This window comes from Streptomyces sp. CB01201, from assembly GCF_002803085.1.
Taxonomy (GTDB): domain Bacteria; phylum Actinomycetota; class Actinomycetes; order Streptomycetales; family Streptomycetaceae; genus Streptomyces; species Streptomyces hundungensis.
The window spans coordinates 101,967-120,473 of sequence record NZ_NNBJ01000021.1 but is presented as its reverse complement, the minus strand read 5'-3'; the positions used below and the strand labels follow the sequence as shown (position 1 = coordinate 120,473).

Sequence of the window (18,507 nt, the reverse complement as noted above, 5' to 3'; positions counted from 1 at the left end):
GGCCATGGTCACCCTCGCCTGCCTGCGGCTCTGGCTCCCATGACTTTCCGGACACCCCCTAGGCCCCAGCGATTGGGGCGGTCTGGAAGGGGGCGCGGTCTCGGATCATGGTCCAGAGGACGTTTGACGCGGCGGCGGGCGAGGGAGATGACGGCTTGCTTGTGCCCCTTGCCCTCTTTCCTCTTGCGGTCGTAGTACGCCTTCGAGACGGGGCAGAAGAACACGCTGACCTGGGTGGAGAGGTAGAGGGCGCGTTGGAGGCCGCGGTGGTAGCGGCGAGGCTGGCGCAGGTTGCCGCTGACCTTTCCGGAATCCCAGGGGACTGGGGCCAGGCCGGCGAAGCCGGCGAGGCGGTCGGCGCTGGCGAAGGCGCTGAGGTCTCCGCCGGTCGCGGCGATGAACTCGGCGCCGGTGATGGGGCCCATGCCGGGCATGCTGAGGATGATTTCAGCGTCCCGGTGCTGGCGGAAGCGGGCTTAGACTCGGGCGTCGAGTTCGGCCACTTCGTCGTTGTGGGCGACCACCGCGTGAGCGAGGCGGGCGACGAGTTCGGCACCCAGGTCCTCGCCGCGAAGAGCGGTCATCTGGGCCTGGGCGGCTTCCACGGCGCGGGCCGCGAGCGTGCCAGCGCCCTGGACCTTGCGGTTGCGGAGCCAGGTCTCCAGCCGCCGGACGCCCATGCGGCGGATTGCGGCCGGGGTCTGGTAGGCGGTCAGCAGGACGACGGGGCCCTTCTTCGTCAGGTCCAGGGCCCTCTCCAGCGCAGGGGAGAACTCCAGAGCTGGGCTCGCAAGCGGTTGATCTGGCGGGTCCGGTCGTGGACGACGTCCAGGCGCCGGGCGGTGAGGAGCCGAAGGTCGAGGGCGATGTCGTCGCCGGTGCGGAGCATGCTGACGTCGCGGCGGATGCGGGCCTGGTCGGCGATGATGAAGACGTCGCGGGCGTCGGTCTTGCCTTCGCCCCGGTAGGTGGTGGATGCCTGCTGGACGGCCCGGTCGGTGAGGTAGGCGACGGGTTGACCGTGGTTGAGGAGAAGACCGACCGCCAGTGCTGCGATGCCGGTGTTGATGTCCACGGCTCACAGCACGTCGCGGGATATCTCCAGGACGTCGCCGAGCAGCTGGAGCAGCTCGGTCTCATCGTTCATCACGCGGCGGGACAGCAGCTGCTTGCCGTAGGCGTCGATTGCCACGGCGTGGTGGTGCTTCTTTCCGATGTCCAGTCCCGCCCAGATCTCGGGCACGATTTCCTCCGCCAGCTCGTCGTCACACCGGTCCCACATACGACCTCGCCGACGTTGTCTTACAGAGCGATCGAGTCGCGATTCCCAATTGGTGGTCGAGTCGTCGCGGGGCGCCGGGCGGCCAAGTTGCCAAAGCCATACCGACTGCAACAGGCAACGAGCCATGCCCAGAGCCCCTGGGCTCCGCTGATCGTACGAGTGACCAGTTCTAACCCACCAAGAAGGTAAGACAGGCAATCGACAGAGCACCGATGAGTCCAGCCGGTCCTCCGGGTCATAACCAGCACACCGAGAGTCCGGAGCAGTCACAGAGGGAAGGCGTTCACCGTGGCACAAGTGATCTGCGACATGTCCATCTCGCTCGATGGATATGTCACCGGCCCGAACGACAACCGCGAGAATCCGTTCGGCGACGGCGCCTGGATGCTCCACCAGTGGATGTCCGACCAGGCGACCGACGAGGATCGGGCGATTCTGGAGAACGTGGTGAACGACTGGGGTGCGGTGGTGATGGGCCGTAAGTCCTTTGCGAAGAACGAAGGAGCCGGCGGCTGGGGCCAGGGCGGCCCGATGGGCGACCTCCCCTGTTTCGTGGTCACCCACCAGGTACCGGCAGGGTCGTACCCGCCCGTATTCACCTTCGTCACTGACGGGGTGGTCAGCGCGATCGAACAGGCCAAGGCAGCAGCCGGCGACAAAGTCGTGGGACTGCACGGCGCCACCGTCATGCAGCAAGCCCTCCCGCTCGGCCTGGTCGACGAGATCCGCGTGCACGTGGTCCCGGTCCTGGTCGGCGCCGGCACGCCTCTGTTCGGTGCCCTCGACTCCTCGATCACCCTCGAACGCACCCGGGTGCTAGCGACGCCGGCGGCAACCCACCTCTCCTACCGCGTCGTTCGCTCCACGGGCGGCGAGCGACGGTGAAGGCCGCGCCGCAGCAGACCACGTCGGCGCTGAGCTGGTGCACCATCAACGATCCCGCGCGCTGGCCGGAGAACGTCGGGCGCCGACGAAGTGATCGAGGGCGCGCAGCAGCGGTATCAGCTCCTGCGCGCACCCGCACAGCATGCAGTCTTCGCCGGTGGCTACCGGGCCGAGCCGTAGTCCTGGAGCAGCCAGCCGTTGAAGCCGTCCAGGCTCTGGCTCAGACTGTCGTGAAGATCGCCCAAGTCGAGCGAGCGCGTGGAACTGAACGAGTACCGGATCAATCCGTCCGTCCGGCAAGACGGAGTCTACGAACCCGGCAGGTCCTTCGCCAGTGCCTCCGCGACCGTGAACACCACGGTCGTACAGCGCAGTCAGATCCACCGCGCGCTGTGTGGCCCCCATCTTCTCCCGCCGGAGGTCTTGACCATGAGTGACAAGCTGGGGAGCTACTCCCCCACGGCGAACTTCTCCGCCGACGGTGAAGTCGGCTCGTAGTACATCGTGGTCGATACCGGCATCTGGCTCCAGCGGCTCGCCGCCGCGCGCCAGTCAGGTACAGCCAGGGAGTCGGCCGTGACCGGGGGGGACGTCGGCGCGTTGACCTGGGCGACGCGGGCCTGCTCTGCCCCACGGACGCGGGCCGTGCCACGGGTCCCCCTGACCCGCCCGGCCCGGGGGTACCCAACACGCCGTTTCTACCAGTTGTGCCGAAGCGGGCGATAGCTGTCACCAGAAGACAAGGGCGACTTGGGCGTCTCGACCTCGCAAAGCACGTCCGTGAGCTGGGACACGATAGTTGGAACCTGGTCAGATACCGAAGGAAACCGCGATGCCGGCGAGGGTGTCGTGGTCGCGCAGGGACACGAGTGCGACGAACACCCGCTAGCGCAGCGGGAGTTTGCGCCGCCGTCACCCTCACGGGTGACGGCGAGCATCGTGACCCACTCGGCCACGGCGTGGGGCAGGTCGAACGCGGCAGGATGCGGAACCAACAGGGCTCCTCTGGTCGCCGGTATGCTGAGTGGAATCACCACACCAACGACGAGTCGCCCTGTCTCATCACCAGACCCGCTGACCAGCCCACTGCGCACGCCAACACAGGATGAAAGAGGTTCGCTGAGTCACCTCAGACTGGGTGGCGCTGACATTGTGGCAGGTGTCGGCGAGGCCCTGCTGCAGTAATTAGGGCACCCAAAGCCACTTGGTGTAGTTGCCGTCGATCTGATAGCAGCTGAGGTAGGTATCGTCGGAGGCGTAGTGTCCGATGTATCCGGGAACGGTTCCGAGGGTGGTGGGCTTGTTCGCCTTGGGGATCGTGCTCATCCCCAGGTAGTAGGCCTTGTAGTTGTTACAGCTCGTCGTGTCGACGTCCTTGGGGGCGTCACCTTTTTCACTTCTGGGGACGGCCAGGCAGATGTCCGTATCGTGGAGGCCCCCGTAGACCTCGTGCACCTGGCCCTGGACGACGCCCCACCACTGATTGTCGTCGTTCCGGTTGCACTTCACCATCGTGACGGCGTACGTGTAGCCGGAGCGGACGCCCCGCATGCACTTGCCCGTAGCCACGTTCTTGAGCTGGTACGCGGGTGCGTTGGCGGATGCAGGGGTGGTTCCCAGCACGAGCTGGGTCGCCGCGGCGATGCCGGCGACCGTGAGCAGAGCGGTCGTTTTGCGCTTCATTCCGTTCCTCCACGTATTCGTGATGCTGTGTCAGGCCCGCGATCCTCGGTTGACTGCGGCGCCTTCGCGGATGACATCCATCCTTGGGGCCACGATCCCGAGACGGGTGCCGCGCGGCGCCGGATTGGGCGAAACTTGTCTTCATGGCGCGCGCATCGGCGGATTCCGTACTCAGCCTCACCGACCAGCGGCTGGTGGCCGCGTTGCAGTGCGACGGCCGCCTCACAGCGGAGCACGCGGCCCAGGTGCTGGGGCTCAATCCCGCCACCGTGCGCCGTCGGCTGCACGCGTTAGGCGCCGACGGCACCGTGCGCGTGGTGGTCTCCCCCGTCGCGCGACCGCGCAACGGGGCGCGGCCGGGGCCCTCTTCCTGCGCATCCGGGTCCTGCGGGGAAAGCTGGACACCATCGCGTCCGCCCTCGCGGCACGCGAGGACATCCCGTTCATCGACGTCACCACCTCGGGCGACGAGATCTTCGCGGTCGCCCGCACCGAGCCGGGCTCACGCGACCCATTGGTCTTCCGCCAGCTGCCTTCCACTCAGGCAGTCACGTCCCTGGAAAGCGCCACCATCCTGCACGTCTTCCGGCTCACCTCCGAGTGGCGGCACCAGGTACTGACCACGCCGGAACGCGTCGCCCTAACCCGGGCCAGGCCGGTCCCCCTGGCAGCGGCTCCCGATTCCCCGGGCCCCTACGGCATCGACACCGACGCCCTGGAACAGTCCCTCATCAACGCCCTGACCCCCGACGCGCGCCTGACCGCAGCGGCCCTGGCCGCGTGCATCGGACACCCCGAGACCACCGTGCGCCGACGCATCGCCCAACTGACTGCTCAGGGCCGCCTGATCACCCAGGTCATCGTCGATCCCCGCCGGCTCGGACTGCCCATCGAGGCCAAACTCCTGCTGCACGTGGCGCCCGACCACCTGGCTGCCGCCGGGCAGGCACTAGCTGATCATCCTGCCGTGCACGGTGCGTTCGCCACGTCGGGCCCCTCAAACCTGCACGCGGCCGCGTACTTCCCCGACCTGACCGCCCTCTACGACTTCCTCTCCCGCGACCTGTCGAGCCTGGGCATCAGCCACATCGAGACAGCCATCGTCAGCCGCGCCATCAAACGCACCCCCGAACCTGGCCCTGCCCGGCCCGCCCTCGCAGTCGCCCACCATCGCCCGGCGCGCGTGAGACAAGACGAAGGCTGAGATGCGCCGGAGCAGGCGGTGCTACCGCGTGACACGCACGTGGTGAACGGAAGGACGGCATACGCCTGCCCGTCGAGCGTCCGGGCGGTTTTTCCCTGCCAGGACGCTCTACCGTCGGGCGGTGCAGTCATCACAGTCAATCTCGTGGATCGGCTATTGGAGCCGTTCACCGGCCCAGTCCACCCCGACGCCCAGGTCGACTTAGTGCCGGTCCTTCACTGCGCAGGATGGACTACTTGAGGAACCTCAGAAGAAGCGGCAGGCCGCGACCGAGTAGAGGAATTGGGCCGAGGCCGTGCCCATCGGCTGATGCAAGGCGGCCTGACGCTCTCTCGCGCTCTGCCACGGCTTCCAGAACGTTTGGCCGTCCCGTGAATCACTGACCGCTCTGAGACTTGGACGGCGACACAGTCTCACGACGAGGCTGGTGTGTTGGCAATGGCACGGGGGTGCAATGATGAGCCGCTTCGCCCGGCCCAGGCGCCCCGAAGCATTCCGCGGGTATAAACCTGCGGCGAGTGGCATCCGTCCCGCGGAACTGCTCGTGGAACGTTTCCCTGGGGAGGGACCCTTGCTGTCCAAGCGTGCCGTCATCTCTACCGCCGCGTCCGCAGCCGGCTTCATGCTCATCGCCTCCGGCAGCGCCCACGCCTGCAGCATCGGCGACTTCACCGCGAAGGCAACGTGCGACACCAGCACGGGCGAGGCCCGCGCCGCCATCACCATTACGGACAAGGATCCGTCGGGCACGCCCGCGGACGTCACCGTACGCGTCCGGATGGCGTCCGGTTTCGATGGCGAGATCCTCGGTAGCGGTCACATCGAACACCCCACGGCGTCGGGCGGTCGCACCACGATCCTGGTGCCGTGGCTTTCCGGCTACCAATGGAACGTCTCAGTGACGGTAGGCAACCTGACCGACGAGCGGCTGACAAGCCTGCCGATCTCGCCCGACGTCCCCTGCGCCCCGGCCGCCTCCCACTCGTCCGGCGCCCCGTCCAAGCCGGGCCATGCAGCGTCGCCGACCAGCGCCGCGAAGCCCGCCTCGTGGGCGGCCACAACCGTGCCCACGGCCTCCCCGGCCCTCCCGACCACCGAAACCTCACCGACAACGGGCACCGCACTGGCCGAGACCGGAGGCGGCGGCAACGGCACTCTGATCGCCGGATCGGGCGTTGCGGTGATTGCAGGCGGGGCAGTCGTGCTGATAGCGATGCGTCGACGCACTGCTGTCGGACGACACTGACGAAGCCCGGCCGATGGCAGGGAACAGGCAGCGGCCCACCCTGTGCCTACAGGCCCGGGTCGAGCCCGCACGACGGGAATCCCGTCGGGCTCCGGCTCTGGGCCGCATGAGCCCCCCACTACCGTTTTCGCAGCCCCGCAATAGGGTTTCCGGCCTTCGGAGTTGGCATGACTACCTCACGTTGTCGACTGCGTGGCCGGGAGGGTGTCACCAGCTCCGAAGGCACCGACAGACCGCTGATTAGGGCGTGACCACCGGGCTTCCCCAGGTGCCATGCGGTCGGCGGTTGCGAGGTCGTCGACGCCGAAGTCGAGATGCATCTGCTGAGGTGCCGTCCGGCCGGTTCGGGGCGGTGTGTCCGGGGCGGACTGGACCACGATCACCGGGAAGCCGGGAGCCTTCACGAAGTGGTGGGTCGGCGTGGGGGTAAGGGAGCCGCCCAGCTGACCGACGCCATGGGTGAGCTGCTCGACTACCACCCCCACGACTTCCGCTGGATGTTCATCACCTACGCGATCATGAGCGGCCTGACCCCGCACATCGCACAGGTCATCGCCGGCCACGACGACATCAACACCACGATGCACTACAACGCCGTCTATCCCGGGCGCAGTCATCGCCGCCGACAAGGCGTACAGCAACATACTGATCCGGTCCCACCTGCGCCGCCGCGGCATCCCGCCGTGGTCCCGGAGAGGAGCGCCTTCAGAACCGCTCGTCGGCGCCGAGGCTCGGGCGGCAGCCGACCGCCGGGTTTCGACCAGACCCGGCACCAAACGAGGAACACCGTCGAGCGGGCGGGCAATCAACACGGTCAAACAGTTCCGAGCCGTCGCTGCCCGCTGTGACAAGCGCCGATACATCTGCCGCGGCAGCGGCATCGTGGCCGCACCCCTCATCCGGCTCCGCACCTGAGCGAGAACCTCTACTGCACGAGGTCGTTGCGCGTCCGACTGATCTTGCTGATCAGGTGCCGAGCCTTCTCGTCCGGTGTTTCGATGCCTGTTTCCCCGTGCGTTGCGGCCTCCCTGCCCGACGAGAACAGCGGTACCGGCGACACGTACTCGACCACGGCCTCGAACGTGGCGATGTCGATGCCGCCGTGGAGCAACGCCAGGCGCAGGGCGAGCAGTTCCTCGCCCTCGTGGCATCCAGCCCACCCGGCACAGACGCGCCGGACAGCACTGTCGGCATCTGCCTGATGACACTGGAACAGTCCCGTGGGCTGATCCGGAGTGTCGGCGTCGTAACGCCGGAGCTTCGCGTACTCCTCACTGGCCCAGATCCCCGCAGGCACGTCGCGCCGATAGGGACAGATCTCGCAAGGACGTCGCGCAGGAGGCCGAAGCGACGAGGTCATACGGCCAGTATGACCGACGATCATGATCGAGGAGTCAGCCTCTGGCAGATGCCTTCTCCTCGCCGGCGTGGCCCAGAAACCGGACTGCCTGCCGCGCGGGCCCGCCATCAGATTGTCAGGACGATTTCCGCCGAGGGTGCCGCTCTCGACGGCTCGGTGCGCCTGAGCGGCGTCGGACAGAGGCATTTGGGCGTGAACCCGCCGCGAGACTCCCGTTCGCATAGAGCGCTGCGACAGCGTCCAGGGCTGCGGCAGTCCGGTTCTCGGTCGGACCGCCAGCGGAGAACCGGACCCCGTGAGTCTGGGCGGCCAGCGGGTCGACGAGGGTAAGGATCGCGCTCCGTCCGGGCGACCGTCTGGCTGACAGTGTGTCCGCTCTGGTTCAGTTGCTCGGCGATGCGGGCGCGCATGGGGACCACGCTTTCCTCCTCAATCTCCAGGACAGCGCGCAGGTACATCTCCTTAGTGTCGATGAGCCGGGACATGCTGCTGGTCAGGCGGGGGTTTCCGCGGTTGCGGTCAGGACTGCACGGCCGAGGATGTGGCCGGCCATGGTGAAGCCGAGGACGGCGGGAGTGGCCTCGGTGGGCACGCCGATGATGCCGACGTCGAGGGCGTGCACCACGACGAAGTAGCGGTGCGGCCCGTGGCCGGCCGGCGGGGCGGCGCCGATGAAGCGGGCCATGCGGGCGTCGTTGGGCAGCTGGAACGCGCCCTCGGGCAGGCCGGAACCCCTGTCGTCGCCAGCGCCCGCGGACAGCTCGGTGGCGGCGGGATGTCGGCGACGGCCCACAGATCCGGAGCGGGCCCAAGGCCACCACCGAGGCTCTGGACGAACAACTCCTGCGCTATCTCGTCTGGCGCGACACCAAGGGCGCCTTCCTGCTGTTCATCAAGGAAGGCAATCCCAGCGAGATCATCCGCAAGCCGCAGAATGCATCGGTGAACACCCTCAGTGCAAGCGAGGGCTTTCCACGGAGGGCAACGAGCGGCGCGACTTCGTGTTCGAGCCGGCGAACGACAGCAGCCGCGAGATTCGTCTCGCCTTCATCCTGTTTGTCCTGCCCCGCGCCCACCCCGCGGCGCTGGCCCTGTCAGAGCCCCCCTCCGAAACCTCCGGATCGCCCAGGAGGGGCAGGATCAGCAGGAGGCGGGCGGCGCAGTCGTCGACCCCGGCAGCCCCGGACGCCCGAGCGCCTGGTGCAGTTGCTCCAGCACGCACACCGCGTTGGCGTCGCGGTCCACCGCGCCCACCGGCAGGTCAGGCTGGGAGAGATCAGCTGCCCATCGGGGCCCTGGTCAGCCGCGCGGCCGCTGTCCGTCGTCCCCCGGCCTCAGCCGATCGTGAGGGACGTGCCCGCTGTCAGGTGACGGTACGGGGCCCCGGTACCGGGGCCTTTGTCGCCCAGGAATCCCCGGATCATCGCGCCGCCCACGTCGTTGAGGGCGCCGTCATGTATGGCGCAGGCCTGTCGTGGGGCCACCGCACGCACGTAGTCGATGAGTTGCCCGGTGGTGGACCAGGGTCCGTGCACGGGCAGCAGGAGGGTGTCGACGGTGGTGTCCGGGACGGTGAGCGCGTCGCCCGGGTGGAACAGGGCATCGTCGACGAGGAAGCCGATGTTGCCGACGCGCGGCACATCGGGGTGGATAGGTGCGTGCCAGGTTCCGTGGACCTGCACGTCGAAGCCGGCCGCGGTGAAGGACTCCCCCTCGCCGACCGCGGTGACCCGAGCGCCGAGGCCGTCGAGCTGCCCGGCAACGGAGGAGTTGGTCCAGATCCTCAGGGCCGGGTTGCGCAGGGCGGCTTCGCGAAGGACTGCCTCGTCGAAGTGATCGAAGTGTTCATGAGTCACCAGGACCGCGTCGGCGCCGTCCAGTGCCTGGGCTTCGGTCAGGCCGCCCGGGTCGACGACCAGTCGGCGGCCGTCCCTCTCCATGCGAACGCAGGCGTGCCCGAACTTGGTGAGAAGCATGGCGAGTTCTCGGTCCTTCCAAAATTTATACAACATGGTTGTACAGATAGGTTACACACTTTTGGTAGGCTTCGGGCCATGAACGATGACGCGCTGGCCGAGGACCTGCGGCAAGTGATCGGCGAACTGGTCCGCACGGTGCGAGCCGCCGACACGATGCCCGCCGGCGAGGCCGCCATCCTCGGCCACCTGGCGCGGGGCGGCGCCCACACCACGGCCGACCTCGCCCAGCTACGCGGTGTGACACACCAGGCGGCATCCAAGACCGTGAAGGAGCTCCTCGGCAAGGGCCTGGTGGGATCCGAGTCCCATCCCAGCGACGGCCGCAAACTCCTCCTGCGCATCACCGACTCGGGCCGAGCCCACCTCGAACACGAACGTGCACAGCGCGCCCGATGGCTCAACACGGCCATCACCGACACGCTCGACCCCGAAGAGCGGCGGCAACTCCGGCAGTGCGTAGCCCTCTTGGGCCGACTGGCCGCCCAAACGCCCTATCAGTGATGTTGAGGAATGGCGTACTGCCGGGCCAACTGGCCTATGCAGGGGGAAAGTTGAGTGCGCCGGCCGCGGCGTACGCCCGCCGCGGCCGGGACTGAGTACGCGTACTCAGGCGTTCCCCCGGAGGACCTGGCAGGGTGCGCCCCATGGCACAGCCACTACCCGAACCATCGACGCGTCGGCGCTTCCCCTGGTCCAGCAGGACTTCCCTCGGCACGGATCTGGCCGGGGGCATCCTGCTCCTGATGATCGAGGCCGCCCTCGGCGCCTGGAAGCTCTTCAGCGACAGCATGGAGCTCTGGGCGGCCCAGGGCGACCGGACGAGGACCGACGCGTCCGGCCTCTCCGGCATCGCCTGGCTCGAACATTTCCTCGTCGTCGTCCTGATCCTGGCTGTCGTCGCGGCGCTGTCGCGCGCCCCGTGGACGACGGTGCTGCAGCTCCTCGTCGCCGGCGCGACGGCCGTGCTGCTCGCTCTCGCCCAGCACGGCTACGACCAGCGCCATCCCGAGCCCTCTCCGCCCCCGGACCCCCACTACACCCCGTGCTACAGCGGCAGCGGCCGGTGCCACTGAACCGCCGGGGGGCGAGGCGGCGTCGGCGACACCCCGCCGCTCGTCACAAGTGTCGCCCTCGTGGTGGGCGAGTTGCTCGGCAATGCCATTCGCCACAACGGCAAGGCCCCCGCCCTGCGCCCGGAGGGGTCCTCGGGGCGGGGCCGAGCCAGTCACAGGACACACCTCCGAGACTGCGGCGCTCGCCCTCTCAGGCACAGACTCCCTCAGCGCGCAGCCCGCTGGTAGACCGCCGGAGTAATTCCGTAGGCCCGCTTGAACCACCGGTTGAAGTGGGCCTGATCGGAGAAGCCGGCGGATGCCGCGGCATCCGCCGGCAACAGTCCGCCGGCCAACAGACGCCGGGCTCGACGAAGGCGCAGAAGACGCTGATAGTCGCTCGGCGCCATCCCGAACTCCGTGCGGAACGCCCGATACAGCGCGAACCGGCTGCAGCCGGCCTCCAAGGCCAGGTCGTTCGCCGATATCGGCTCCAGGAACAGCTCGTTCAGCAGAGCATGCGCGCGCCGTGCCGCCTGCCGCTGCGCCGCGCCCCCCAGGGTCTGCTTGCGCGGCGCGCGCGTCGCACCCCGCTCCGCGAGCGCGACAACCGTGGCCGTCAGGAGTTCCTCCCGCGCCAAGTCACCACAGCCGTGCACCAGCGCCTCATGCAGACGCGCCAGCGCCCCGGTGAGCACGGGGTCCGTCAATACCGGCCGCACGAACAAGGGCATCGTCCCTGCGGAACCGTCTCCCGCGGCATCTCCCAGGGTCGCGCGCACCACCGAAGGACCGATGTGCACGATGCGGTACTGGTACCCCAACTCGGCAGCGGCCTGGCCGTCGTGCACCTCGTCGGGATTGAACGCCATCACCATGCCGGCCCCGCTCGTATGGTGCGCCCCTCGACAGCGGAAGGCCTGCGCGCCCAGGTCGGTGATGCCGAAGGAATAGGTGTCGTGGCTGTGCGGCGCATACACATGATCATGGAAGTGCGCGTGCATGGCCTCCAGATCACGGCCCCCGTCCCGCCAGTAACGCACCCAGCTGTCTCCATTCCTCATGGACCCATTGTCGTCGCGCACGAGCGTTCAAGTCAGAGGGGGGCATCCTCAGCCAGAGTCGGCGCATGGGAAAGACCAGTAGGTTCAGCAATCCGTATCCGCTGCTGATGGTGACGATGGTGCTGTGGGGAAGCTCCTTCTCCAGCTCCAAATCAGTCGTGGAGCATGTGCCGCACTCCGTGGGAGCCTTCCTACGATTCGGCGGCGGTGCACTGGCCCTGCTGCTCGCCGTCGCGACGTTCGGCAGGCGGACTCCGCGTGTGCCGGCCCGTAATGGATGGCTCGCCGCAGGCGCGGGCGTGCTGGGTGTCTTCGCTTACAACGGGTTCTTCTTCTGGGGCCTGTCGATGGCTCCCTCCCTGGACGCCGGCATCCTCATCCCCGTCATGAGCCCCGTCCTGACGAGTACGTTTCTTCTGCTGACCGGCAAGGAGAAGGCCACCTGGGCGCGCGTCACGGGCCTGGCTCTCGGGCTCACCGGCGCGGGGATCTTCTTCATCGGTGCCGGCGGCAGCGGAGGCGGCGGATCGTCCCGCCTCTGGGGCGACGCTCTCTTCCTTGCAAGCGCAGTCTGCTGGGCGTCCTACACCCTGGCAGGACCGCGGGTCCTGGCCGGCATCGACCCGCTCAAGGCCACCACATACGCAACCTGCGCGGGCGCCGTACTGCTCGGCCTCCTGGCGGCCCCCGATGCCATGGACGTTGCATGGAGCGAACTGCCTACCACGGTCTGGCTGAACGTCATCTTCCTGGCAGTCGGGGCCGCAGCCGTGGCCAACCTCCTCTACTACCGAGGAGTCAAGAGCGTGGGGCCGGCCAAGGCCTCCCTCATGATGTTCAACGTGCCCGTGATCAACACCCTGTGCGCCACCCTCCTCCTGAGCGAATCCTTCGGCTGGCTTCAGGGCATCGGAGCACTGGTGCTGGTGGCGGGTGCCGTCCTCGCCGTAACACAAGGCAAACTGGCTTGGCGTTCGGCCGACACCAACACACAGTCCACTGTCGTCGCCGAAACCAGCCAACCTCAGGACGCGGCAGCCACAAGTTGACGCTCCCGCCCCGCATGCACGGGCAGCAGCACATGCGGGACACCGACACCAGGGGCGTGCATGGTTCTGTTCGCGAGTTCCGGTTCTGGCACAGCTTCTGTGAAATCGAGCAGACCCTGGGGATTCGAGGGCAGCGACCCGCGTGAAACGGCAGGTCGGCGGCATGACCCAAGCCCATGTCCGAACCGGACTGGTATGGGTTCACACAAGTTGCGCCAGAACCCGAGTTCCGACAGCAGTCGTGCACGGCTTGGGAGGCACCTCGCCGGGGCCGTGGTCGATGTTCACGAGAAGGGGAGGCGCTTCGCGGCCCCTCCCCCTTCAGCTGGGTTGAAGTCGACGTCTGCTGAGCAGCTTGCCGACGTCGGCGAGCCCCATAGGGTGGTCTGATGTTCGATCGCTTGGAGATCAGGGTGTTGCCACCAGGACCCCGGTTCGCCGCCCAGCTGCGGTTCTTGGTCAACGGTGAGGACGTCGTCAGGAAAGTGGTTGGCGCGGGCGGCCGGGGGCCGTACGCCGCTGACGCGCTGCCAGCCGACCGCCCCAGCCCCCTCCGGCCGACCGACCAGGCGCGCCGCCTGGACCTGGGCGAACCGGACTGCACCGGTGGCTGCTGCGGCTTCCTGACGGTGGTCGTGCGTCGGCTTGGAGGGATCGTGCAGTGGTCGGACTGGGAAGTCCCGCAGGAGTCCTACGCCCTGGCGCCCCTTCCTCCGGCGGACCTCCACTTCAACGCCAATCAGTACGACGCCGAAGTGGTTCGCGCTGAGGCGGACCGCTGGTGGCAGATGCACCCGTAACTCAATACGGCGAGTACCCGCCAGCCGCGGGCGGTCCTATCGGGTCCGCGTGCTTGCCCAAGGAGGAGCGCCCAGCAAGCCCAGGTGCTGTCAAAACTCGGCTCTGGCACAGATCTTGGGGAGCCGTCGCTGGCGCCTCGGCCTGGATTCCGTGCCCAGCGACTTCTTCCATGCCCTCTGCGGAGGCGATCTCCGCGGCGCGGCTGAGGATGCGACGTCATGGGACCTGACGGGTTCGACGTGGTGCTCCACATCAACACCCCCGTGGTCGGTGTCTATCCGGGTGCGTCGTGGCCCACCGAGTTGTCGACAACAGTTGCCGGGAAGTCGGTGCCCGCGCACCCGACCGTGACCGTCGACAACTACGGCCGCCGAGAATACCGAGACTGATCCGCCGCAGGTGCCTCACATCGGGGCGCCTGCGGCAGCCTCGGCCCGGCCGCGTGCGGGCAGTCCGTCACCGTGGGTCCTCGCCCAGGTGGGCGTGGGCACTTGGCAGCGCCTCGTTCCGATAGCCGGCCCTGTCGCCAAGGGCAGAGCGCACCCGGGCCGCGCGCACGTCGTGAAGGACGGCACCGCCCACCTGGTGCGAGTGCTGCGCATGACCGACGCCGAAGCTGTCGACCGGCTCACCGCCACGGGGGCCGGGACGGCCTGATCGTGACCCGGTCGCACGACGGGCCCCGGGGATTCAGCCTTGACATCCCCGGGGCCCGTCGTGGGTTCGCGCTGTTCAACGACCGCGCGGCCCCCGACGTCACGCGGGTGCCGGCTGAGACTCTTCGATCCGTGCCTAGCGGAACGTCGCCTCGCGGATGGCGGTGGCCAGCCGGGGCAATCGTTCGTCGTGCGGGCCGACCGCGATGTAGAAGAGCGATTCGTCGACCGGCTTGTCGTCGCCGCCCCAGCGGACGATGCCCTGGCAGTCCGCGAGAAGGTCCCGCACGGCGGCGACCTGGAGTGGGAACAGCGAGCCCTTCGCCCCGGCGCCCTGCCGGATCCGGACGGCCGTGCCCGAGGCCAGGTTGGACTCCGGGAGGCCTCGTCGCAAGGCCTTGGCCGGGCGCCAGCCGGCCAGGTCCACCGCCGCGAGCTCCTGCACCTCGTAGTGGAAGCGGCGCACGATGTGTACGAGCACCGCCTCCACATCGCCGATCCACACCTGTACGTCCAGTCCCACACCGGCCACCGGGCGGGTCCACACCTGTGAGTCAAGGTCCGCGTTCGGCTGGGTCGTCCAGCCGTTGGCGGAAGTTGCCGGACGCCGGGGCCCGCGCCGTTCGCCGGCCACCGCTGCGGTGGCGGGCAGCATCGACCCGATGGCCGCGGCCCCGCCGATGACGGCGCAGGCCTGGACGACCGTACGCCGTGTCATGTTGTGATCCACGTTTCCTGTCTCCCTGTGAGCTGAATCAGCTGTCAGAGCAGACCGAAGATCGTGAGGAATGGCGCGATGGAAGCGGCGGCACACACCGGCCAGTAGCGGGAGCCCCGTACCTGCGTCCGGCGCCGCAGCCAGGCGTTGATGAGCCCCCATACCAGGCCGAACAGACAGAACACCGGGGCGGCGATGACCAGCCAGAGAAGCATCCCGTCGTTCTCGTTCGGGTCCTGCATGGTCCAGCCGATCGCCGCCAGCGGCCCGTTGGCCAGGATGTACCACGCCAGGAACAGAGGAACGATGGCAGGCACCCCGAGCAGCAGGTTCACGACGACGGGGACATAGAGCTTCCGCATGCGCTCATTCTTCACGATCATTCCGGTCTACTTGGCGCGGCTGAGCTTGTTGTAGTTCTCCAGCACGTTGTAGAGCCCGACCAGCTCGCGGCCGTACTTCTCGGCCTTGTCGCCGGTGCCGTTTTAGCGGGCCAGCAGCTTCTGGCTGTCTGCCTGGCTGGTGGTCAGCGACGGGCGGGCTATGCCGAGCTGCTGCGCGTTGTAGATGGTCAGGTAGGCCACCGAGGGGATGTTGTACTCGGGATCCTGGAGGTTGTCCCACACCGCGCGGGTGTCCGAGCCGGTGAGCGGAGTGCCGTGGATGATGCCCTGGTTCATGCAGTAGTTGCGGGCGGCGATGGTCACCCAGGCGAATATCTGCCCCCAGCCGGTGCTGCAGTCGTTCTTCGCACCAGCCTTCACCGCCTCGTCGGCGACCGCGTCGAGCGGGTTCAGCTTGCGCAGTTCCCACAGCACTGGTGCCTGGATGAGCGCCTTGCGCAGCTTCAGGGTCCTGGCCAGGTTGGTGAACAGCCAGTCGGCGTCCATGACCTTGTTGAATGCCTCTGTCGTGGAGACGACGCCGTACGTCACCCAGTCGTCGTCCAGGGTCCAGCCTTCGCCGCCGGTCTCCGGGACACCGATCGACGTCAGATATGCCTGGACGTCCTTGAGCGCCGCCGCCCGGTACGTCGCCTTGTTGAAGTCGGCGTCGAGGTCGGAGCTGACCGGGGCCCCGGGGTCGAAGTCGCCCTGTCCGGTGTCGCGGCCGGAGGCGATGTTGTTGTCGATTTCGATGGCGCCGTCTCCGGAGCCGACCTTGATGGTGGCGATCTGGTCGAACGCCCAGTTGGTGGGCAGCGGGTAGCCGAGGTTGCCGGAGAAACCGGACGACATGTCGGAGACGAAGCCAGCGGCGGCGTATCCGGCGTCGGAGACACGCTGGCAGACGTTGCGCGGGCCGTAGACGCCGACGCCGTAGGCGGAGTTCTCGCCGACGGTGCGGTAGATGCCACGAAAATGCTTCAGAACGTAGTCGAAACGTGCGACACCAACTGCGCGCGCATCCGTGTAGTTGAGACATCTCGATAGAGATGCGGCGCCCCAGGCCGCAGGCTTGCCACCGAGACCCCCAGGAACCCGGCCATCCCATCGAAGCAGGGCGCCCAGGCAGAAGGCTCAACCTCGTTTCCTGTGAATGCAGTTGAGAATTTGCAGGTGACAGCGATGGACAGATCTGAACTGTACGAATACCCGACACCCCCGACCGGGGTGGTCCCGGCCCGTTCCGGTTCGGCAGGACAACGCGCTCGAAGCTCAGCGGCTGGGCCCAGAAAGCCGTCGCCGACAAAAACCTCCGCAAGACGAAGTCGACCGCGGCCACCCGCATGCTCCCCCTCGTCCTGGCCGCCCCGCCCAGCCTTGTGAGGCCTCTCGGCCCCAGCGGCGAAGGCCTCCCCCCGGAGGCGCTCCTCTCGGCGACTTCGATCCCCGTCGGTGAACCGCCCGGCCTCATCGACCAGTTGACCGCCGCGGGCTGGCTCGCCGACAGTGACTTCAGCAGCACGCAGGTGACCGGACGCCTCACCCAGCGCGTTCTCCCCTTCTCCTGCTGCCCCCTGCCGTGAACCGCTCGTCCGCCCGTCTTGCCAGCACCCGCGCCCGGAGCCTTGGCAACCGGCGAAGGCCGGATGACCCGAGACACTCCCTGCCTCGACCGCCATCCGCCCCGACGGTCGGCTGGCGGTCCGTCACGCCTCTTCCGGCCCGACCTGCGCTTCTTCCTTCACAGCCTGGCGTGGTGTTGCCCGAGGTTCGGCGGGCGCCGTTGCTCGGGCTTCACGGGCGGGTCGGTGTCGGGCGGTCTCCTGACCTAGGCGACGTTCGGGTTGGCCGGCTGTTCTTGGCCCGCTGCCACCCGGCGGCCCTTGCCGCGCTTGACGAGGACCACTGTCTTCATCGTGACCCCGGGATAGTTGGGGGTGTAGTACGCGCCCGTCCAGTAGTCGTGGAAGGAGGCGACCGTGCCGATGGTGTACGTCATCGGGTTCGCGGAGGTCTGTTCGCTTCCTGCGAAGGCCTCCATCGTCACCGTGTCCTGACCGTCCATGCCCACCACCGCTGCGGCGTGGTACTGCGACATGATCTGCTCCCCGGGGTTCATGGCGAGCATGAGGTAGGACTGGCCCACCACCGGGCTGGCGTTGCGGTCCGTCTCACCCTGGAAGTCGCCCGCGCGTTCGCGGTTCTGCTCGTCCGACATGCCGAAGGCCTTGAGCCCGGCGCTCGTCCGGACATTGCTGTTCGCGCCGTCCGCCAGCTCTCCGACGGCGTTGTGCATGATCTCCTCCGCCGTGTGGAGGCAGTCGTCCAGAATGTTCCGCGCCAGCTCGTGCTCCTGGTACAGCTCCGTGCCGCCGAAGAGGGCCTGCTGCGCCGTGCTTGTCGGGCGCAGGGCCGGGGAGTAGGAGCCCGCGGGCGCGCTGACGCGGATCCAGATCGACGTGGCGTCGTTGCGCGGGACGGCGAAGAAGCCGTTCGCCGAGACCGTCATGGGCTGCTGGTTCGTGTCGGCCTGTGCCGCCCAGCGCTGGACGGACTCCTGGGCCGCCCCCTGGCCGGACCGGTCCGTCTCCTGTGCGTGCTGCTCGGTCCTCGGCGCCGCCCCGCTCATGGCGCGGCGCGCGTTGCTCTCCGCCTCCCGCTCGAAGCGGTCGGAGGGGTCGGAGACCTTGAGCCCGGACCCATTGTCCGTGCCCGCCACGGGGCCCTGGCGCTGCTGGATCACGTGGGTGAGTTCGTGGGCGAGGGTGTGCTTGTCGGCGCCGCCGTCGCCGATGATGACGTGGTTGCCCGAGGTGTAGGCACGGGCGCCGACCTCCGCCGCGGAGGCCTTGGCGGCACTGTCGTTGTGGATGCGTACGTCGGAGAAGTCCGCGCCGAGTCGGGACTCCATGTCGCCGCGCGTCGCCTCGTCCAAGGGGCGCCCGCTGCCGCGCAGGACGTCGTGCACGGCGGAACGCTGCACCGCGGGCCGCTCAGCCGTGTGGCCGCAACCGGCGCCGTGCTGGTGCTTTTCCCACTCCCCCGCGTGACCGGCCTGCCGGAGGAGCTGCACGACGGCCGCGTTCCCTGCGGTCTGCTGTAGTGCGCGCAGGCCCTGCGGTGCCGCACCCCTGGCTGGGGG

Annotated in this window: 21 protein-coding genes and 4 pseudogenes; 12 read left to right on the top strand and 13 right to left on the bottom strand. The window is 68.2% G+C overall.

The window, feature by feature from the left end:
• Positions 1–58 precede the first annotated feature (58 nt).
• Positions 59–1,282, bottom strand: a pseudogene (locus CG740_RS33460) (IS110 family transposase).
• 288 nt (positions 1,283–1,570) lie between these two features.
• Between CG740_RS33460 and CG740_RS33455 the strand changes: the two are divergent.
• The gene (locus CG740_RS33455; protein WP_100579058.1) at positions 1,571–2,167 is read left to right on the top strand and encodes a dihydrofolate reductase family protein; all 597 of its coding nucleotides are present in this window, start codon (positions 1,571–1,573) and stop codon (positions 2,165–2,167) included.
• Positions 2,168–2,328: 161 nt separating this feature from the next.
• On the opposite strand, the gene CG740_RS41650 is transcribed toward CG740_RS33455, so the two are convergent.
• The 3 genes and pseudogenes from CG740_RS41650 to CG740_RS33440 form a co-directional block, all read right to left on the bottom strand.
• Positions 2,329–2,451, bottom strand: a complete 123-nt coding sequence (locus CG740_RS41650; protein WP_267895431.1) for a hypothetical protein — start codon at positions 2,449–2,451, stop codon at positions 2,329–2,331.
• 529 nt (positions 2,452–2,980) lie between these two features.
• Positions 2,981–3,162 (bottom strand): annotated as a pseudogene (locus tag CG740_RS33445) (IS5/IS1182 family transposase); the annotation flags it as partial.
• 190 nt (positions 3,163–3,352) lie between these two features.
• Positions 3,353–3,850 (bottom strand): hypothetical protein, encoded by a 498-nt coding sequence (locus tag CG740_RS33440; RefSeq protein WP_100579056.1) that lies wholly within the window; start codon positions 3,848–3,850, stop codon positions 3,353–3,355.
• A gap of 143 nt (positions 3,851–3,993) precedes the next feature.
• Here CG740_RS33440 and CG740_RS41225 point away from each other — a divergent pair, with 143 nt between their 5' ends.
• The 4 genes from CG740_RS41225 (at position 3,994) to CG740_RS41220 (ending at position 7,148) form a co-directional block, all read left to right on the top strand.
• Entirely contained in the window at positions 3,994–4,470 is a 477-nt protein-coding gene (locus CG740_RS41225; protein WP_234376625.1) for an AsnC family transcriptional regulator, read from the top strand.
• Complete coding sequence (locus CG740_RS33435; RefSeq protein WP_234376624.1) at positions 4,365–5,054, top strand: Lrp/AsnC family transcriptional regulator; 690 nt, start codon at positions 4,365–4,367, stop codon at positions 5,052–5,054. Before CG740_RS41225 ends, CG740_RS33435 begins: the two co-directional genes overlap by 106 nt.
• Before the next feature lie 571 nt (positions 5,055–5,625).
• A complete protein-coding gene (locus CG740_RS33430; RefSeq protein WP_100579055.1) occupies positions 5,626–6,300 on the top strand; it encodes a hypothetical protein in 675 nt (224 codons plus the stop codon).
• A gap of 455 nt (positions 6,301–6,755) precedes the next feature.
• Positions 6,756–7,148, top strand: coding sequence for a tyrosine-type recombinase/integrase (locus CG740_RS41220; RefSeq protein WP_234376623.1), 393 nt, complete (start codon positions 6,756–6,758; stop codon positions 7,146–7,148).
• 77 nt (positions 7,149–7,225) lie between these two features.
• Here CG740_RS41220 and CG740_RS33415 read toward each other — a convergent pair whose 3' ends face one another.
• The 4 genes and pseudogenes from CG740_RS33415 to CG740_RS33400 form a co-directional block, all read right to left on the bottom strand.
• Positions 7,226–7,660, bottom strand: coding sequence for a DUF6283 family protein (locus tag CG740_RS33415; RefSeq protein ID WP_100579070.1), 435 nt, complete (start codon positions 7,658–7,660; stop codon positions 7,226–7,228).
• 332 nt (positions 7,661–7,992) lie between these two features.
• Positions 7,993–8,145, bottom strand: a pseudogene (locus CG740_RS33410) (dihydrofolate reductase); the annotation flags it as partial.
• A gap of 8 nt (positions 8,146–8,153) precedes the next feature.
• A pseudogene (locus tag CG740_RS33405) lies at positions 8,154–8,452 on the bottom strand (YbhB/YbcL family Raf kinase inhibitor-like protein); the annotation flags it as partial.
• 542 nt (positions 8,453–8,994) lie between these two features.
• Complete coding sequence (locus CG740_RS33400; protein ID WP_100579054.1) at positions 8,995–9,636, bottom strand: MBL fold metallo-hydrolase; 642 nt, start codon at positions 9,634–9,636, stop codon at positions 8,995–8,997.
• 78 nt (positions 9,637–9,714) lie between these two features.
• Here CG740_RS33400 and CG740_RS33395 point away from each other — a divergent pair, with 78 nt between their 5' ends.
• Positions 9,715–10,140 carry a MarR family winged helix-turn-helix transcriptional regulator gene (locus tag CG740_RS33395; RefSeq protein WP_100579053.1) on the top strand — a complete coding sequence of 142 codons (426 nt, stop codon included), beginning with the start codon at positions 9,715–9,717 and terminating at the stop codon, positions 10,138–10,140.
• Positions 10,141–10,283: 143 nt separating this feature from the next.
• On the top strand, positions 10,284–10,712 hold the full coding sequence (locus CG740_RS33390; RefSeq protein WP_100579052.1) for a DUF6234 family protein: 429 nt from the start codon (positions 10,284–10,286) through the stop codon (positions 10,710–10,712).
• Positions 10,713–10,918: 206 nt separating this feature from the next.
• Here the strand turns inward: CG740_RS33390 and CG740_RS33385 are convergent, their stop codons facing one another.
• Positions 10,919–11,755 (bottom strand): AraC family transcriptional regulator, encoded by an 837-nt coding sequence (locus CG740_RS33385; protein ID WP_100579069.1) that lies wholly within the window; start codon positions 11,753–11,755, stop codon positions 10,919–10,921.
• A gap of 65 nt (positions 11,756–11,820) precedes the next feature.
• On the opposite strand from CG740_RS33385, the gene CG740_RS33380 reads away from it, so the two are divergent.
• From CG740_RS33380 to CG740_RS39950, 4 genes are all read left to right on the top strand, one after another.
• Complete coding sequence (locus CG740_RS33380) at positions 11,821–12,804, top strand: DMT family transporter (RefSeq protein WP_100579051.1); 984 nt, start codon at positions 11,821–11,823, stop codon at positions 12,802–12,804.
• A 389-nt stretch (positions 12,805–13,193) separates the two neighbouring features.
• The gene (locus tag CG740_RS33375) at positions 13,194–13,604 is read left to right on the top strand and encodes a hypothetical protein (RefSeq protein WP_100579050.1); all 411 of its coding nucleotides are present in this window, start codon (positions 13,194–13,196) and stop codon (positions 13,602–13,604) included.
• A gap of 219 nt (positions 13,605–13,823) precedes the next feature.
• Complete coding sequence (locus tag CG740_RS39955) at positions 13,824–13,994, top strand: hypothetical protein (RefSeq protein ID WP_159030463.1); 171 nt, start codon at positions 13,824–13,826, stop codon at positions 13,992–13,994.
• A 94-nt stretch (positions 13,995–14,088) separates the two neighbouring features.
• Positions 14,089–14,262, top strand: a complete 174-nt coding sequence (locus CG740_RS39950; RefSeq protein WP_159030462.1) for a hypothetical protein — start codon at positions 14,089–14,091, stop codon at positions 14,260–14,262.
• Positions 14,263–14,397: 135 nt separating this feature from the next.
• Here CG740_RS39950 and CG740_RS33370 read toward each other — a convergent pair whose 3' ends face one another.
• The 3 genes from CG740_RS33370 to CG740_RS33360 form a co-directional block, all read right to left on the bottom strand.
• The gene (locus tag CG740_RS33370) at positions 14,398–14,979 is read right to left on the bottom strand and encodes a twin-arginine translocation signal domain-containing protein (protein ID WP_234376622.1); all 582 of its coding nucleotides are present in this window, start codon (positions 14,977–14,979) and stop codon (positions 14,398–14,400) included.
• A gap of 44 nt (positions 14,980–15,023) precedes the next feature.
• Positions 15,024–15,341 carry a hypothetical protein gene (locus CG740_RS33365; RefSeq protein WP_100579048.1) on the bottom strand — a complete coding sequence of 106 codons (318 nt, stop codon included), beginning with the start codon at positions 15,339–15,341 and terminating at the stop codon, positions 15,024–15,026.
• A gap of 123 nt (positions 15,342–15,464) precedes the next feature.
• Positions 15,465–16,349, bottom strand: a complete 885-nt coding sequence (locus CG740_RS33360) for a glycoside hydrolase domain-containing protein (RefSeq protein WP_267895432.1) — start codon at positions 16,347–16,349, stop codon at positions 15,465–15,467.
• A gap of 359 nt (positions 16,350–16,708) precedes the next feature.
• Between CG740_RS33360 and CG740_RS33355 the strand changes: the two genes are divergently transcribed.
• Entirely contained in the window at positions 16,709–16,948 is a 240-nt protein-coding gene (locus CG740_RS33355; protein ID WP_100579047.1) for a hypothetical protein, read from the top strand.
• 245 nt (positions 16,949–17,193) lie between these two features.
• Here CG740_RS33355 and CG740_RS42005 read toward each other — a convergent pair whose 3' ends face one another.
• A complete protein-coding gene (locus tag CG740_RS42005; RefSeq protein WP_442802866.1) occupies positions 17,194–18,438 on the bottom strand; it encodes an eCIS core domain-containing protein in 1,245 nt (414 codons plus the stop codon).
• Positions 18,439–18,507 lie beyond the last annotated feature (69 nt).